Here is a 15,580-nt window from a genome sequence, read left to right on the forward strand (position 1 = left end):
GTCAAAACTCAAAAACAGGGGAACTGCCGTGACTGACAAGAATGGGTTTTTCGATCTCTCCAAATCCACCCTTAGCCGCCGCACCGCGCTGAAAGGTCTCGCCGCCGGCGCCGGGCTGACGCTCGCGCCCGGCTTCGTCCGCTACAGCCAGGCGCAGAGTTCGGCGCCAATCAAGATCGGCTTCCAGTCGCACCGCACCGGCATCGGCGCCGCCTATGGCCGCTGGTACGAAAAGACCAGTGCCGCCGCGGTCAAGGCGATCAACGATGCCGGCGGCATCAACGGCCGGCCGGTCGAACTGGTGATCGAGGATGACGGCACCGATCCCGGCCGTGGCGCCGAAGTGGTCGGCAAGTTCGCCACCCAGCACAAGACCGACATCGTCTTCGGCACGCTGTTCTCGCATGTCGTGATCGGCTCGGCGCCGGCCGCCGGCGAAAACAAGATCCCTTATTTCGTCGTCAGCGAAGGCCACCATGTCGCTTCGACCAAGCTCAACCGCTACGTCTTCCAGCCCGGCATCACCGATGTGAAGAGCCAGATCCAGTCGATGGCGCCATGGATCGCGGCCAATGCCGGCAAGAAGGTGACGCAGATCTTCCCGGATTTCGCCTTCGGCTACGACCATCGCGACTACCTGCCGCCGGCGCTGAAGGCGCAAGGCGCCGAGGTCATCGCCCAGATCGCCATCCCGCCGACAGAGTCGTCTTTCACGAAATACTTCCCGCAGATACCGGCCGAGACCGAAGTCATCTACCACGTGATGGTCGGCCCGGCCGTGCTCACCTTCGTCAAGGAACTCGGCGAGTTCTACGGCTCCAACCGGCCGCAGCTGTTCGGCTTCATCGATTCGCTCGAAGCCACCGACATCAACAGCCCCGGCCTCGAATTCCTGGACGGCAGCCATTTCTGGGAAGGCTCGCCGCGCTATGCCCAGGCCAATGACTCGGCCGCGCAGAAAGCCTACCGCGCCGCCGTTGGCATCGACGAAAATGGCGCTGCCGTCGGCGACCCCAAGGACGTCTCCACCGCCGCCCACATGTTCGGCTGCTGGGAGACGCTCTATGTCGTCAAGAAGGCGATGGAAGACGCCGGCTACAAGGGCCTGGAAGACCGCGCCAAGCTGGTCGAGGCGACCGAGGCGCTGACCGAATTCGCCGAAGGGCCGGAGCATCCGCAGGGGCCGAAGACCTTCAACGGCAAGATCCACCAGTGTTTTGGCATCCAGAACATCTCCAAGGTCGAAGGTGGCAAGCTGAATGTCGTCCACAAGACCAAGATCGAGGACGGGCTTTACGAGGCCGAAGGGGATTATACGACGCAGGCGCTGTGAGGCGCCTTACCCTCCCCCTTGTGGGGAGGGTCGGCACGCAAGCTTCGCACTTTTGCGAAGCTTGCGAGACGGGGTGGGGGTCGCGACGGCCCGTGCCCAACCCCCACCCGACCGCTGCGCGGTCACCCTCCCCACAAGGGGAGGGTAAGGGCGCCCTGAATGCATTTCGGACCCCATCTCCTCCTCGCCGCCCTCGAAGGCCTTGTCACCTCAGCCGTGCTGGCGCTGACGGCGCTTGGGCTGTCGCTGGTGTTCGGCGTCATGCGCGTCGTCAACGTCGCCCATGGCGAGTTCTTCATGCTGGGCGCGGTGCTGGCCTGGGCGATCTCGACGGCGATACCCGGCCATCCCACGCTCGGCTTCCTGGCGGCGCTGGTGATTGCGCCGCTGATTGTCGGCGCCATTGCGCTGGTAGCCGAGCGGCTTGTGCTGCGGCGGCTCAATTACAATCCGGAAGCCACCATCGTCGCCACGATCGGCATGCTCTACATCATCCAGCAGCTGGCGTTGAGCTTCTATGGCCCGGAAGCCCGCCCGGTGGAGCCGCCCTTCAGCTACCGCATCCTTTTGCCCTGGTTCGGCTATTCCGGCTACAAGCTGTCGATCATTGCCGCTTCGGCCCTTCTGCTCATCGCCACCTGGCTGGTGCTGACGCGCACCAAGATCGGCCTCATCATGCGCGCCACCCAATATGACAGCGAGACGGCGCAGGCCTTCGGCATTCCGGTCGCCCGCGTCTATGCCGGCGTCTTCGCGCTCGGCGCCATGCTGGCGGCCATCGCCGCCGTGCTGATCGTGCCGATCAGTCAGGCGCACTACCTGATGGGGCAGGACCCGCTGCTGTTGTCCTTCATCGTCGTCATCATCGGCGGCCTCGGCTCGCTGCGCGGCACCGTCGTTGCCGCCGTGCTGATCGGCCTGTCCGATGGCATCATCTCGGTGTTCTTCTCGCCGACTTTGGCCAAGATCATAGCCACGCTGCTGGTGGCCATGGTGCTGGTGTTCAGGCCGCAAGGCCTGTTCGGGCAGGCGCCGCGATGAGCGAAGCTTCGCCGGCAAAAGCGTATGCATTGCATATCGGCGCCATCGCGCTGCTGTTCGCCCTGAGCTTCGTCCTGCCGGATTATCATCACGGCCTGCTCGCCCGCATCATGGTGCTGGCGGTGTTCGCCATGGGCTACAACATGCTGTTCGGCTATGTCGGCCTGCTCAGCCTCGGCCACGCCATGTTCTTCGCCGCCGGGCTCTATGGCGCTGGTCTCGCCGTCATCCATCTCGGCTGGAGCGTGCCTTTGGCTTTCCTCGCCGGTATCGCCTGCGGCGCGCTGCTGGCACTTGTGATCGGCCTGCTGGCGCTGCGCACCACCGGCGTCGCCTTCATGATCGTCACCATGATGTTCGCGCAGGTGTTTTACCTCACCATCCTCTATTTCGCCGCCTGGACCGGCGGCGACCAGGGTCTGGTGGTGCCGCAGCCGGCGCGGGTTCTGGCCTTCGGCTCGACATCGCTCGACCTCACCAACCCGACCGTGCGCTACATGAGCGCGCTGGCGCTGTTCTCGGTCGTGCTGCTGATCACCCTCGCCATCGTCCGCTCCCGCTATGGCCGCGTGCTGGTCGCGGTGCGCGAGAACGAGGAGCGCACGAAAATGCTGGGCTACGACACCTTCTCCAACAAGCTGATCGCCGTCGTCGTCTCCGGCACCATCTGCGCCGCCTCGGGTGCGGCCTATGCGCTGCTGTTCGGCTATGTCGGCTCGAGCTTTGCCTCGGTGCAGTATTCCATCCTGCCGCTGCTCTGGGTGCTGCTCGGCGGCGCCGCCACGACGCTGGGCGCGCTGCTCGGCACGGTGTTCATGTACTATGTCATCGACACCGCCAGCGGCTACACCTCCGCCTATCTCCTGATCGTCGGTATTGCGCTCATCCTGCTGGTGCTGTTTTTCCCCAAAGGCATTCTGGGCACCATCCGCCAGCGCTGGCTCGGGTGGCTGCCATGATGCCGTTGCTGACCACCAAAGGCCTGGCGCGCAGTTTCGGCGGCCTGCGCGCCGTCGACGGTGTCGATTTTCAGCTGATGCCGGGCGAGATCCGCGCCGTCATCGGTCCCAATGGCGCTGGCAAAACCACCTTCGTCAGCCTGGTCAGCGGCCGCATTCAGCCATCGTCCGGCATGATCGTCTTCGACGGCGCCGACATCACCAGCCAGCCGGCCTATCTCAGGGTGCGCCGGGGCATCGCCTACACCTTCCAGATCACCAGCGTCTTCGCCAACCTCTCTGCCTACGATAATGTCGCGCTGCCGGTGCAGCGCACGCTGACCGATGCCCGCTCGAAAGGTGCGGTGCGCACCGGCGTCATGGCCGCGCTGGAACGCACCGGACTGGCCGGCCGCGCCCATATGCCGGCCGGCCAGCTTTCCTACGGCCATCAGCGCCTGCTGGAAGTGGCAATGGGCCTGGCGCTGAAGCCGCGGCTTTTGATCCTCGACGAGCCGACGCAAGGGCTGGCCGACAGCGAGATCGACAATTTCATCGAACTGGTGCGCGAGATCGCCAAGAGCGCCACCGTGCTTTTGATCGAGCACAACATGCCTGTCGTCATGCAGCTGGCCGACCGCATCACGGTCTTCAACGCCGGCAGGATCCTGGCCGAAGGCACGCCCGAACAGGTTCGCGCCAACACACAGGTGCAGGAAGCCTATCTGGGGACGGCGCCATGAGCGAAGCCCCCAAGACTGAAGCCCACGAGACTGAAGCGCTGACTATCTCCAGGCTCGACTGCTTCTATGGCGAGGTTCAGGTGCTCTATGGGCTCGACCTAGTGCTCAACAAGGGCGAGGTGCTGTGCCTGTTCGGTCGCAACGGCGCCGGCAAGACGACGACGCTGAAAGCGATCATGGGGCTGGTTCGGTCGAGCGCCGGTTCGATCCGGCTCGCCGGCAAGGAGTTGACCGGCCTGGCGGCGCATGAGGTGCCCAAGGCCGGCGTCGCCTATGTGCCCCAGGGCAGGCGGCTGTTCGCCGAGATGACGGTGGCGGAAAACATCGAGATCGGCCTGATGGCGCGCGGCAAGGGAAGAGCGACGCGCGAGAGCGTGCTCGACCTCTTCCCGCTGCTGCGCCAGCGGCTGCGGCAGCGCTCCGGCACTTTGTCCGGTGGCGAACAGCAGATGCTGGCCATGGCCCGCGCGCTTTGTCTGGAGCCGCAGGTGCTGTTGCTAGACGAGCCGACCGAAGGGCTGATGCCGTCGATGATCGCCAAGATCCGCGAGACGGTGGTGAAGCTGCGTGAGCTAGGTGTCTCCACCATTCTGGTCGAACAGCGCGTCGACGCCGTGCTGTCGGTCGCCGACCGCGTCTGCTTCATCGAAAACGGCCGCAACCGCGAGACCGTCGATGTCGAGCAATTGCGCGCCGACCCATCGGCAGTCAGGCGCTATGTCGGCGTCGGCTGATCAGCCGAAAAACAGGAACCCGGCGATCAAAAAGATCGGGATCAGCACCAGCCCTGACCATGCCATGTAGCCGAAGAAGCCCGGCATCTTCACACCGCGGTGTCGGGCGATGGCGTAGACCATGAAGTTGGGTGCATTGCCGATATAGGTGTTGGCCCCCATGAACACCGCGCCGGCCGAGATCGCGGCCAGCGTCGAGGCCGCCTCCGTCATCAGGTGCCGCGCGTCGCCGCCTGCGAGTTCGAAGAACACCAGATAGGTCGGCGCATTGTCGAGGAAGGACGACAGCCCGCCGGTCAGCCAGAAATAGGCGAGATCATTGGGCTGCCCGGTGGGTGACGTCACCAGCGCGACCAGCGGCGCCAGCGCGCCGTCATGGCCGGCGCGAAGGATGGCAATGACCGGCACGATGCAGATGAAGATGCCAGCAAACAGTTTCGCCACCTCCGCGATCGGGCCCCAGGTGAAGCCGTTGGCCTCGCGATGGCTCTTGAGTGACACGACAAGCGACAGTCCGGCGAGCCCCAGGATAATGGCGTCGCGCGCCAGGTTCTGCAGTTCGAGGCTCACGCCCAGCACTGAAAAGCTCACGCCCGGCTTCCACGCTGCCGACAGCAGGATCGCGGCAATGACGCCGGCCAGCAGCGGCAGATTGGCCAGGCCGCGAAGGCGCACCTTCGTATCCGGCGTCGGATCCTTGATCTTCGGCGCGCCGCCTTCACGGCGATGCAGCATGATGTCGATGGCCAGGAAGACAAGCAGCACCAGGCCGCCGGTAAACAGCGTCTCGCGCCAGAGGTTCGCCGACGTCCAGAAGAAGTCGACGCCGCGCAGGAAGCCGACGAACAATGGCGGGTCGCCCAAGGGCGTCAACGAGCCGCCGATGTTGGACACCAGGAAGATGAAGAAGATGACGACATGGGCGTTGAACTGCCGGTTGTCGTTGGCGCGCAGCATCGGCCGGATCAGGATCATCGAGGCGCCGGTGGTGCCGATCACCGAGGCCAGCATCGCCCCGACGAGCAGCAGCCCGGCATTGACCAGCGGCGTGCCATGGATGTTGCCGGCGACAAGGATGCCGCCCGAAATGGTGTAGAGCGCGAACAGCAGGATAATGAAGGACATGTATTCGGTGAGCAGCGTGTGCAGCACGGCTTCACCGGCTACCGGAACGCCGAATGCAACCATCAGCGGGATGACCGCCAGCGCTGCCCAGCCGGCGGCGATCTTGCCGTAATGATGCTCCCAGACATAGTGGAACAGCAGCGGTCCGGTGGCGATCGAGAGCAGCAGGCCGGCGAAAGGCAGCGCCCACCACAGCGACATGGCAGCATCGGGCAGGCCGCGGGCCTCGGCCGCGAAGGCCATTTGCGGAGACACAGCGGAAGCGAGTACACCTGCCGCGAAAGCCTTCCCCAACTGTGTGCAGCCCCCTCGATGCGTCACGATCCAGTCACTCCGAGATCGGGTCTTCGAGCTTCACCCCGGCATCGCGCATCCTCTTCAGCATCGCCTCGACCGAACCGTTTAGATCGATGCCGCGGCACGCGTCGAGCCGCACCGTCGTCTTGAAGCCTTGCTTGACCGCGTCGAGGGCCGAAAAGGCAACGCAGAAGTCGGTCGCCAGGCCAACCAGGGTCACACTGTCGATGCTGCGCTCCTTGAGGTAGCCGGCGAGCCCCGTCGGCGTCTTGTGGTCGTTCTCGAAGAAGGCGGAGTAGCTGTCGATATCAGGGCGAAATCCCTTGCGGATCACCAGCTCGGCCTTGGTCCAGGCGAGCCCCGAGTGAAAATCCGAGCCGAGGCTGCCCTGGATGCAATGGTCCGGCCACAGCGTCTGCGGCCCATAGGGCATCTCGATCGCGCTAAAGGGCTGCGCCCCCGGATGGCTGGAGGCAAAGCTCGAATGTCCGGCCGGGTGCCAGTCCTGCGTCAGCACGACATGCTCGGCATGCCGAATCAGATCGTTGACCAGCGGCACGATTTCGTCGCCGCCGGCAACCGCCAGTGCGCCGCCGGGGCAGAAGTCGTTTTGCAGGTCGATGACAACAAGCGCTTCGTCGGCCATGGCGCCTCTCCTCTTCTACGTCTCGAACGGGGGATCGAGTGAAATACGCCGCTGATGCGACCGGATGCTGAAACTTGACCGGATGGCCGCCTGCGTCAACCTCTGCAAGCGTAAGAAATGCTTGGCGGCCGGGTTCCCTTAAACTCCGGCTTTGACAATTTCCGCCAGCTTGATATCATTTGCATACGAATGAATTTGGCCTGATCAGACACTGGCGGGTTCGGGAAGTCCCCACCTTTGAAGGCCCCAATGGGAAGGCCGATTTTTTTGGAAGGCAAAGCGTGATCCGTTACGCGAAACCCACCACGCTCGACGAGGCGCTCGCTCTGCTGGGCGAGGGCGCCTGGCGCGTGCTTGCCGGCGGCACCGATTTCTATCCAGCGCAGGGCGCCAAACCGTTCCGCGACAATGTTCTCGATATTAACGGCCTGCACTCGCTGCGCGGCATTGCCGAGACCGAAACCCATTGGGTTTTGGGCGCCCGCACCACCTGGACCGACCTTGTCCGCCATCCATTGCCGGCGGCTTTCGATGCGCTGAAGCAGGCCGCGCGCGAAGTGGGCTCCCTGCAGATCCAGAATGTCGCCTCGATCGCCGGCAATCTCTGCAATGCTTCGCCTGCCGCCGATGGCGTTCCGGGACTGCTGGTGCTGGACGCCGAGGTCGAGCTGCGCTCTGCAGCCGCGACGCGTAATCTGCCGCTGCAGGAGTTCATTCTCGGCAACCGCCGCACCGCGCTGCTACCGGGCGAGCTGGTCACCGCCATCCGGGTGCCGAAGCCCAGGGCCGCCGGCACGTCGGCCTTCGTCAAGCTCGGTGCGCGGCGCTACCTCGTCATCTCCATCGCCATGGTGGCGGCGCGCCTCGTTGCCGAGGCTGGCATCGTCATGGAAGCCGCTGTCGCGGTCGGGTCCTGCTCGGCCGTGGCCAAGCGGCTCGCCGCTGTCGAAGCCGTGCTGGTGGGCAAGCCTGTCCGCCCGGCACTCGCCGGTGCGATCTTGGCCGCGCCGATGAACGAGCTCTCGCCGATCGCCGACGTGCGCGGCAGCGCCGAATACCGGCTCGACGCAGCGCGCGAGCTTGTCGCCCGCGCCGTGCTGGGGGCTTGCGGGCTGACGAACGACAACAGCATGGTGGCGGCATGAGCCACTCCGAGATGATTGAAGCCCTGCCTGATCTCGTGCCGGGTTTCGGCCCCGAGCGCGTAGACATCGTCTTCGCGGTCAATGGCGGCGCCGTCTCGGTCAATGTGCCGCCGTTGCGCCGGCTGTCGCAGGTGTTGCGCGATGAATTGCAGCTGACCGGCACCAAAGTCGGCTGCGACGCCGGCGATTGCGGCGCCTGCACGGTGCTGGTCGACGGCGACGCCGTCTGCGCCTGCCTGATGCCGGCGGCCTCCGCAGCCGGGACGTCCGTAACGACCGTCGAAGGCCTCGCCGATGGCCGGCTCTCGGCGCTGCAGGCGTCCTTCCTGGCACATGGCGCCGCGCAATGCGGCATCTGCACGCCGGCGCTGCTGGTCGCGGCAACTGCGCTGCTGGATGGCACACCGAATCCGACCGAGACCGAGGTGCAGGATGCGCTGGGTGGCATCCTGTGCCGTTGCACCGGGTACAGAAAGATCATTGCGGCAGTGATGGATGCGGGACGGTTCGAGACGTCGACCGACGGCGCTGCCCCTCATCCGCCTGCCGGCACCTTAACCCTGTATAGTGACGGGGAGAAGGGAAGTGCTCCAGCGCCGACGCTCCCCTCTCCCCGTTCTTCACGAGGAGAGGGTAAGGGTGAGGGGCAGCGCCAACGTCATTCGTTGGAATTCAACTTTGAACGTAGAATGCCAACCACAGGGAATGCTGTAGGCGCCTCCCCGGTCCGGCTCGACGGCGTGCCAAAAGTCACCGGCGCTGAAAAATTCGGCGGCGATTCCTTTCCCGCCGATGCGCTGGCTGTGCTGGTGGTCCGCTCGCCGCATTATCATGCCGGCTTCGCCTTCGGCGACCTGGAGGGCTGGGTGAAGTCGCATCCCGGCATCGCCGGCGTCTTCACCGCCGCCGACATTCCGGGAAAAAACTGTTTCGGCGTCATCGGCCCGTTTGCCGACCAGCCGGCGCTGGCCGAAGGCTTTGCGCGGCTGCGCGGCGAGGCAGTGGCGCTGGTCGCCGGCGAGCGCGAGGCCATGCTCGATCTCGACCTCCAGGATTTCCCGGTCCGCTGGACCGAGCTGCCGCATTTTCTGCAGCCCGGCGACGCGCAGGCAGAAGGGGCTGCGCTCATCCACGCGAACCGCCCGGCCAATTTGTTGACCAAGGGCTTTGTCGAGCGCGGCGACCCCGAGGCGGCGCTTGGCGAGGCTGCTTACACGGTGTCCGGTGCCATCGACACCTCCTATGTCGAGCACGCCTATATCGAGCCGGAAGCCGGCCATGCCTACATGGACGGCGACACGCTGGTCGTCGTCGCCTGCACCCAGGCCCCCTACATGGACCGTGACGAAACGGCAAAGGTGCTCGGTCTTGCCGTCGACAAGGTGCGCATCGTGCCGACCGCGACCGGCGGCGGCTTCGGCTCGAAGCTCGACGTGTCGCTGCAGCCGCTCATCGGCCTTGTGGCACTGAAAACCGGCCGGCCGGCGGCGCTTGCCTACACCCGCACCGAATCGATGATGTCGACCACCAAGCGCCACCCCGCCGAGATGAAGGCGACCATCGGCACTGACGCCGAAGGCCATGTCACCGGCATGATCTTTTCCGGCGATTTCAACACCGGCGCCTATGCCAGTTGGGGGCCGACTGTCGCCAACCGCGTGCCGGTGCATGCCTCCGGTCCCTATGCGACGCCGAATTACCGCGCCGAAGGCCGCGCCATCCACACCCACGGGCCGATTTCCGGCGCCTTCCGTGGCTTCGGCGTGCCGCAGGCGACGATCATGCAGGAGACGCTCTATGATGAGCTTGCCGGCAAGCTCGGCATGGACCGGCTCGATTTTCGGCTGAAGAACTGCCTTCGGAACGGATCCGAAACGGTTACCGGACAGCGACTGGAGTCGGGAGTCGGTATCTTCGAGTGCCTCGACTCCTTGCGGCCGCATTGGGCTCGCGCGAAGGTCGACGCAGATACATTCAACAATGCCAATACGAGCAAAAGGCGCGGCGTCGGCATCGCGTCCTGCTGGTATGGCTGCGGCAACACCTCGCTGCCCAATCCGTCGACCATAAGGGTCGGTATCTCGCCAGACGGCGACGTCATCCTGCACCAGGGCGCCGTCGATATCGGCCAGGGCTCCAACACCGTCATCGCCCAGATCTGCGCCGACGCACTCGGCCTGCCGCTGGAAAAATTCAAGCTGAGAAGCGCCGACACCGCGATCAGCCCGGACGCCGGCAAAACATCGGCCTCGCGCCAGACTTTTGTCACCGGCAAGGCGGCCGAAAAAGCCGGCCGCGCCTTGCGCGAAAAGATCCTGCGTTTTGCCAATGTCTCGGAGAAAGCTGCCCTGCAATTGGACGGTCCGGTGATCGTCATTCGCGAGGGCGAAGCCACTCGGCGCATCGATCTCCCCGCCCTCGATGTCGATGCGGGCGGTTTCGTCTTCCGCGCCGAGGAGACCTACGATCCGCCGACGCTGCCGCTCGATGCCAAGGGCCAGGGCAAGCCTTACGCCGTCTATGGCTATGGCGCGCAGATCGCCGAACTCGAAGTCGATCTCAAGCTCGGCACGGTGAAGCTCTTGAAAATCACCGCCGCGCACGATGTCGGCAAGGCTATCAACCCGCTGCTGGTCGAAGGCCAGATCGAAGGTGGCATCGCGCAAGGCATCGGCATGGCGCTGATGGAGGAATACATCCCCGGTCGCACCGAGAATTTGCACGACTATCTCATCCCGACCATCGGCGATGTGCCTGAGATCGAGCACATATTGATCGAGGTTCCCGATCCGGAGGGACCGTTCGGCGCCAAGGGCCTGGGCGAGCATGTGCTGATCCCGACCGCACCCGCCATCCTCAACGCCATACGCCACGCCACCGGCGTTCTCATCACCAAGGTTCCGGCGACGCCGGCGCGCATCCGCGCCGCCATCCGCGAAAAAGATGGCATCCGCGACAAGGAGGCACGCCGATGAGCGAGCTTGCCGAACGCTTCGAAACCCACGATCCGGGCGAAAAGCTGGTGGCGGAAAAGATCCGCTGCGATGCCTGTCCGGTGATGTGCTACATCGCCGATGGCCGCACCGGCGCCTGCGACCGCTACGGCAATGTCGGTGGCCGCATCGTGCGTATGGACCCGCTGACCATCCTCGACCATGCGGCAGAGAGCGGCGCCGCGGTCGTGCCTTTCACTGCCGAGGGCGAGCAATGGGACGGCGAACTGGTCAACACCGGCCGCCGCTTCGTCACTGCAATCGGCGCCGGCACCACCTATCCCGACTACAAGCCGGCTCCCTTCATCGTCAGCCAGGAGGTCGAGGGGGTCGATCTGGTGACCGTGGTCACCGAAGGCATTTTTTCGTACTGCGGCGTCAAGGTGAAGATCGACACCGACCGCCATCTCGGTCCCGAAACGGCAATCGTGCGCGCGCAAGGCGAGCCGATCGGCCACGTCACGACAGGCGAATACGGCTCGCAGATGCTGTCGCTCGGCGGAGTGCATCATTTGACCGGTGGCTCTAAGGCCGAAGGCCGGGCAACCTGCGACGCGATGCTCAGTCTGTGCAATCGCAAGCCGGTCGAACTGACCATCGATGGCGGCGCCACCATCATCGTCGAAGCCGGCAAACCACCTGTCATCGACGGCAAGCAGGAACACCGTATGCGGGTCGGCTGCGGGTCGGCCACCATCGGCATGTTCGCCACGCAATGGCGCGGCCTTGTCGACGAGGTGGTGGTGGTCGACGACCATATCACCGGCGTCGTCTCCGAGCATCAGGCCGGCAAGGTGCTGGGCTGGCAGGATACCGGCATCAAGATCATCGGCCGCCGTTCGACGCCGGGCCGCTATTTCAAGGTTTCCGAGCCCGGCCTCGGCTGGGGCGGCACCTCGATTTCCGACCCGCTGTCGATCCTCGGCGAATGGAACGCCAAGAAGGGCGCCCGCCCCGGCCTGTCGCTGCTGATGGTGTCGACCACCGGCGAGCAGTTCGCCTATTACGAGCTCGACGACGAGTTGAAGCCGGTGGAAAAACCGTTCCCCGAGCGGCTGCAGAAATCGGTCGGCCTGATCGAGGACAATTGCGAGCCGGCGCTCTGCACCGTGCTGTTCATCGGCGGCGCCGGCGGTTCGCTGCGCGCCGGCGTCACCGAAAACCCGGTCAATCTCACCCGCTCGGTGCAGGGCTTGAATACCTATGTTACCGTTGGCGGCGCGCCGGTCTATGTCTGGCCGGGCGGCGGCATCACGCTGATGGTCGACGTCATGCGCGTGCCGGAAGGCGCCTTCGGCTATGTGCCGACGCCGGCGCTGGTGGCGCCGATCGAATTCACGCTACGCCGCGACGACTATGTCCGGCTGGGCGGCTACGAGGCCGAGATACGCAGCGTCGAGGATATCGTTGCCAAAGGCGGCGAATATCTCAACCCGCGCCGCGGCTCAGGCGCCGAGGCCCACAATCCATGGCCGCCGCTGGCGCAGTTGCGCCGCGTCGGCTCGAACGGGGCCTCTTGATGCAAGGCCCGCAAGTCCACTGGCTGCAGGACGGCAAGCGGCTGCACCTCAACCACGGGCCGATCGACCTGATCGTCGAGGCCTTTGGTGAGGCGGCTGAGTGTCGTGCCGCCTACGATCAGGCGATCGAGCGCTTCCAGACGATCCTGATCGAGTTGGTCGAGGAGCTTCCCGAATTGCGGCTGCCGGCATTTTTCCTGGCGCCGCGCACCTTCGCCGGCCCGACTGCGCGGCGCATGGAAGCAGCCGTCATGCCCTTGGCGGAATGCTTCATCACGCCGATGGCCGCCGTCGCCGGATCAGTAGCCGACGAAGTGCTCGCCGCGCTGCTTGCCGGTCGCAAGCTCGACCGGGCCTATGTCAACAATGGCGGCGACAGCGCCCTCCATATCGGCAAGGGCCAGTCGATGAACCTGGCGATCGCCGGCACCGGCAACGGCATGGCCGACCGCCTCACCATTCGCTCGGCGGACGGCGTGCGCGGCGTCGCCACCAGCGGCTGGCGCGGCCGTTCGTTCTCGCTTGGCATTGCCGACGCCGTCACCGTGCTGGCGCACACCGGCGCCGAGGCCGATGCGGCCGCGACACTCATTGCCAACGCCGTCGACCTGCCCGGCAATCCCGCCATCAAGCGCATTCCCGCGCAGGACTTGGCGCCCGACAGCGATCTCGGCGCGCGGCTGGTGACACAAGCCGTCGGCATGCTCGCGCGTGGCGATGTGGAGCGGGCGCTGGACAATGGCCTTGCCGTCGCCGAAGATTTTCGCCGGCGCGGCCTGATTGCCGCATCGGCGCTGTTTCTAGGTGGGGAAGCCCGCATCAGTGGTTCCATGGCGCTTGCCGCGCCCAACAAAAATCCAGGGAAGGAAGTTGCCCATGCCTGAGTTTCCGATCCGCAAGATCGCGGTTCTGACCGAAGAGATCTTTCACGATGGCGGGCCGGTCGCTGCTCTGCCGCGCCGCCGCGCTGCAGCCGTGGCCCTGGTGAAGAACCCGTTCGCCGGCCGCTACGTCGAAGAACTGCAGAGCGCCATGGACGATCTGAAGCCGCTCGGCCTGCTGCTCACCGACAAGCTCATTGCCGCATTGGGCGGCGACATCAAGCAGATCGACGCCTACGGCAAGGGCACCATCGTCGGTTCGTCAGGGGAGCTGGAACACGGCGCGCTGTGGCATGTGCCGGGCGGTTACGCCATGCGCGAGCGGCTGGGCGACGCCAAGGCGATCGTGCCGTCGGCAACCAAGGTCGGCGCCTTCGGCTCGCGGCTCGACGTGCCGCTCGGCCACACCAACGCCGCCTATGTGCGTAGCCATTTCGACGCCATGGAGGTCGGTCTCAGCGACGGGCCGCGCGCCGACGAAATCCTGTTCTGCCTCGCCATGAGCTGCGGCCCCCGCGTGCACGACCGCATGGGCGGCCTGGCGGTCGGCGACATCAAGGCCTGGGACGGCTTGCGATGAGCGGCGGGGACAATCTTCTCAAGCTCGTCGAGGCCGAAGAGCCCGACGAACATGACTACCGCCTGCAGGAGCAGGTCGGCTTCATCCTGCGCAAGGCGCATCAGCGCCATGTCTCGATCTTTGCCGCCCAGATCAGCGACCTGACGCCGCCGCAATTCGCTGCACTTGCCAAGCTGCACGACGTCGGCGAGACCTCGCAGAACCAGTTGGGCACGCTGATCGCCATGGATGCGGCGACGGTCAAGGGCGTCATCGACCGGCTGAAGGCGCGTGGCCTGGTCGATCTGACCAAACACGAGGTCGACAAGAGGCGGCTGCTGGTCAACCTCACGCCAGAGGGACGCGAGGCGATCGAGCGGCTGATCCCGCTGGCCCGCGCCATCACCCAGGAAACGCTGGCGCCGCTGACCGCCAAGGAGGCCGCTACGTTTATGCGGCTGCTGGCGAAACTCGCCTAGGCGCGCAGTCTCGTGCCTTCTGGATCGAAGAACGGCATCGGCGCCACCACCGCGCGTGTCCGCTTGCCGTCAATGTCGGTGCTGAGTTCGGTGCCGATGGCGGTGAACGGCAGCCGCAGATGCGCGGTCGCCAGCACCTTGCCCAGCGAATAGCCGTGATCGCTATAGGTGACGACACCGGCATCCTCGCCGTCGGCGAAAACCCTGGCATCCGTCGCGGCCGGCTTGTCACCGTCGAGAATCAGCCCGGTCCAGCGTTCGTCGAGCCCCTTGCCGCGAATTGTGAGCAATGCCTCGCGGCCGATGAACTCGCCCTTGTCGAACTTGATCCAGCGATCGAGCCCGACATGGAAGGGCGTACGGCTCTCGTCCATGTCGATGCCATGCGCCGGATAGGCCTTTTCCAGCCCGAGCGTGAACATGGCCAGCACGCCGTATGGCTTCAGGCCGAAATCGCTACCGGTCCGCATCAGCGCGTCCCAGACGGAAGTGGCCTCGTCCGCCGGCACGAACAGTTCGAAGCCGAGCTCGCCGGTCACCCCGGTGCGTGAGATCAGGACTTTGGTCTCGCCGACGCGCCCTGAAGTGAACGCCCAGCGTTTCAACTCTTCGAGATCGGCATCCGACACTATAGCTTTCAGCAGCTCGCGTGAGCGCGGCCCCTGTATGGTCGGGAAGGCGACGGCCGCGGTGATGTCGGTGACATAGGCCTTTCGCGCTTCAGCATGATGCTGCAGCCAGGGCAGCATCTTCAGCCGGTTGACCGAGCCGGTCACCAGCATGAAATGCTCAGGCGCCAGCCGGAACACGGTGAGGTCGTCCATGATGCCGCCATCGTCGCGGCAGACGGTGGAATAGCGCACCTGGCCGGGCTTCATCGCGGCGGCATCGTTGACGATGATGTGGTTGACCAGCGCCTCGGCTTCCGGCCCCTTGATGTCCATCTTGCCCATGGTGCTGAGATCCTGCACGCCGACATTCTTGCGCGTGTTCAGATGCTCGTCGGCGATGCCGGAATAAGTTTTGGCCGAGACGAAGTCGCCGCCGACCCGGCCCATCGTGGCGCCGAGGCCAACGATGCTGGTGTAGAAAGGGGAGCGCCGCTCAACCAAGAAACTTCTCCGTCATCTCATGAAAACGGCAGCG

14 protein-coding genes are annotated in these 15,580 nt (G+C 65.1%); 11 read left to right on the forward strand and 3 right to left on the reverse strand.

The genetic code is table 11. From position 1 onward, the window contains the following. Window positions 1-28 precede the first annotated feature (28 nt). The 5 genes from NKK50_RS23290 (at window position 29) to NKK50_RS23310 (ending at window position 4,789) form a co-directional block, all read left to right on the forward strand. Window positions 29-1,333, forward strand: coding sequence for an ABC transporter substrate-binding protein (locus NKK50_RS23290; RefSeq protein WP_023683566.1), 1,305 nt, complete (start codon window positions 29-31; stop codon window positions 1,331-1,333). A 159-nt stretch (window positions 1,334-1,492) separates the two neighbouring features. Further along, window positions 1,493-2,374, forward strand: coding sequence for a branched-chain amino acid ABC transporter permease (locus NKK50_RS23295; RefSeq protein WP_023683565.1), 882 nt, complete (start codon window positions 1,493-1,495; stop codon window positions 2,372-2,374). After that, window positions 2,371-3,333 carry a branched-chain amino acid ABC transporter permease gene (locus NKK50_RS23300; RefSeq protein ID WP_023683564.1) on the forward strand — a complete coding sequence of 321 codons (963 nt, stop codon included), beginning with the start codon at window positions 2,371-2,373 and terminating at the stop codon, window positions 3,331-3,333. The genes NKK50_RS23295 and NKK50_RS23300 overlap by 4 nt, the downstream gene beginning before the upstream one ends. Continuing rightward, window positions 3,330-4,055 (forward strand): ABC transporter ATP-binding protein, encoded by a 726-nt coding sequence (locus NKK50_RS23305; protein WP_023683563.1) that lies wholly within the window; start codon window positions 3,330-3,332, stop codon window positions 4,053-4,055. Before NKK50_RS23300 ends, NKK50_RS23305 begins: the two co-directional genes overlap by 4 nt. Beyond that, window positions 4,052-4,789 (forward strand): ABC transporter ATP-binding protein, encoded by a 738-nt coding sequence (locus NKK50_RS23310; RefSeq protein WP_023683562.1) that lies wholly within the window; start codon window positions 4,052-4,054, stop codon window positions 4,787-4,789. Before NKK50_RS23305 ends, NKK50_RS23310 begins: the two co-directional genes overlap by 4 nt. Here the strand turns inward: NKK50_RS23310 and NKK50_RS23315 are convergent, their stop codons facing one another. Together NKK50_RS23315 and pncA are read right to left on the reverse strand one after the other, a co-directional pair. After that, complete coding sequence (locus NKK50_RS23315; protein WP_050588706.1) at window positions 4,790-6,157, reverse strand: sodium:proton antiporter; 1,368 nt, start codon at window positions 6,155-6,157, stop codon at window positions 4,790-4,792. Between the two features lie 85 nt (window positions 6,158-6,242). Continuing rightward, the gene (pncA, locus tag NKK50_RS23320; RefSeq protein ID WP_023683560.1) at window positions 6,243-6,857 is read right to left on the reverse strand and encodes a bifunctional nicotinamidase/pyrazinamidase; all 615 of its coding nucleotides are present in this window, start codon (window positions 6,855-6,857) and stop codon (window positions 6,243-6,245) included. A 281-nt stretch (window positions 6,858-7,138) separates the two neighbouring features. On the opposite strand from pncA, the gene NKK50_RS23325 reads away from it, so the two are divergent. From NKK50_RS23325 to NKK50_RS23350, 6 genes are read left to right on the forward strand one after another with little or no spacing between them, the layout of a single operon-like run. Beyond that, window positions 7,139-8,002, forward strand: a complete 864-nt coding sequence (locus NKK50_RS23325) for an FAD binding domain-containing protein (protein ID WP_352543909.1) — start codon at window positions 7,139-7,141, stop codon at window positions 8,000-8,002. 11 nt (window positions 8,003-8,013) lie between these two features. Further along, window positions 8,014-10,977, forward strand: a complete 2,964-nt coding sequence (locus NKK50_RS23330) for a molybdopterin-dependent oxidoreductase (RefSeq protein WP_352792331.1) — start codon at window positions 8,014-8,016, stop codon at window positions 10,975-10,977. Further along, the gene (locus tag NKK50_RS23335) at window positions 10,974-12,515 is read left to right on the forward strand and encodes a hypothetical protein (RefSeq protein ID WP_023739686.1); all 1,542 of its coding nucleotides are present in this window, start codon (window positions 10,974-10,976) and stop codon (window positions 12,513-12,515) included. Before NKK50_RS23330 ends, NKK50_RS23335 begins: the two co-directional genes overlap by 4 nt. Beyond that, window positions 12,515-13,399, forward strand: coding sequence for a UPF0280 family protein (locus NKK50_RS23340; RefSeq protein WP_023683556.1), 885 nt, complete (start codon window positions 12,515-12,517; stop codon window positions 13,397-13,399). The genes NKK50_RS23335 and NKK50_RS23340 overlap by 1 nt, the downstream gene beginning before the upstream one ends. Continuing rightward, a complete protein-coding gene (locus NKK50_RS23345) occupies window positions 13,392-13,976 on the forward strand; it encodes an amino acid synthesis family protein (protein ID WP_023683555.1) in 585 nt (194 codons plus the stop codon). Before NKK50_RS23340 ends, NKK50_RS23345 begins: the two co-directional genes overlap by 8 nt. Beyond that, the gene (locus NKK50_RS23350) at window positions 13,973-14,434 is read left to right on the forward strand and encodes a MarR family winged helix-turn-helix transcriptional regulator (protein WP_023671294.1); all 462 of its coding nucleotides are present in this window, start codon (window positions 13,973-13,975) and stop codon (window positions 14,432-14,434) included. Before NKK50_RS23345 ends, NKK50_RS23350 begins: the two co-directional genes overlap by 4 nt. Here NKK50_RS23350 and NKK50_RS23355 read toward each other — a convergent pair. Beyond that, window positions 14,431-15,546: an aminomethyl transferase family protein gene (locus tag NKK50_RS23355; protein WP_023834784.1), complete on the reverse strand. Its 1,116-nt coding sequence runs from the start codon at window positions 15,544-15,546 to the stop codon at window positions 14,431-14,433. The two genes, NKK50_RS23350 and NKK50_RS23355, sit on opposite strands and share 4 nt — an antisense overlap. Window positions 15,547-15,580: the final 34 nt, after the last annotated feature.

The sequence above is a fragment of the Mesorhizobium sp. M0001 genome (assembly GCF_040324255.1).
GTDB lineage: Bacteria > Pseudomonadota > Alphaproteobacteria > Rhizobiales > Rhizobiaceae > Mesorhizobium.

What these genes read in the sequence shown, in the direction of transcription:
- pncA (WP_023683560.1), bottom strand. Translation starts at nt 6,857, where the DNA reads ATGGCCGACGAAGCGCTTGTTGTCATCGACCTGCAAAACGACTTCTGC.
- NKK50_RS23350 (WP_023671294.1), top strand. Translation starts at nt 13,973, where the DNA reads ATGAGCGGCGGGGACAATCTTCTCAAGCTCGTCGAGGCCGAAGAGCCC.
- NKK50_RS23345 (WP_023683555.1), top strand. Translation starts at nt 13,392, where the DNA reads ATGCCTGAGTTTCCGATCCGCAAGATCGCGGTTCTGACCGAAGAGATC.
- NKK50_RS23315 (WP_050588706.1), bottom strand. Translation starts at nt 6,157, where the DNA reads ATGGCCTTCGCGGCCGAGGCCCGCGGCCTGCCCGATGCTGCCATGTCG.
- NKK50_RS23330 (WP_352792331.1), top strand. Translation starts at nt 8,014, where the DNA reads ATGATTGAAGCCCTGCCTGATCTCGTGCCGGGTTTCGGCCCCGAGCGC.
- NKK50_RS23335 (WP_023739686.1), top strand. Translation starts at nt 10,974, where the DNA reads ATGAGCGAGCTTGCCGAACGCTTCGAAACCCACGATCCGGGCGAAAAG.
- NKK50_RS23310 (WP_023683562.1), top strand. Translation starts at nt 4,052, where the DNA reads ATGAGCGAAGCCCCCAAGACTGAAGCCCACGAGACTGAAGCGCTGACT.
- NKK50_RS23305 (WP_023683563.1), top strand. Translation starts at nt 3,330, where the DNA reads ATGATGCCGTTGCTGACCACCAAAGGCCTGGCGCGCAGTTTCGGCGGC.
- NKK50_RS23340 (WP_023683556.1), top strand. Translation starts at nt 12,515, where the DNA reads ATGCAAGGCCCGCAAGTCCACTGGCTGCAGGACGGCAAGCGGCTGCAC.
- NKK50_RS23300 (WP_023683564.1), top strand. Translation starts at nt 2,371, where the DNA reads ATGAGCGAAGCTTCGCCGGCAAAAGCGTATGCATTGCATATCGGCGCC.
- NKK50_RS23295 (WP_023683565.1), top strand. Translation starts at nt 1,493, where the DNA reads ATGCATTTCGGACCCCATCTCCTCCTCGCCGCCCTCGAAGGCCTTGTC.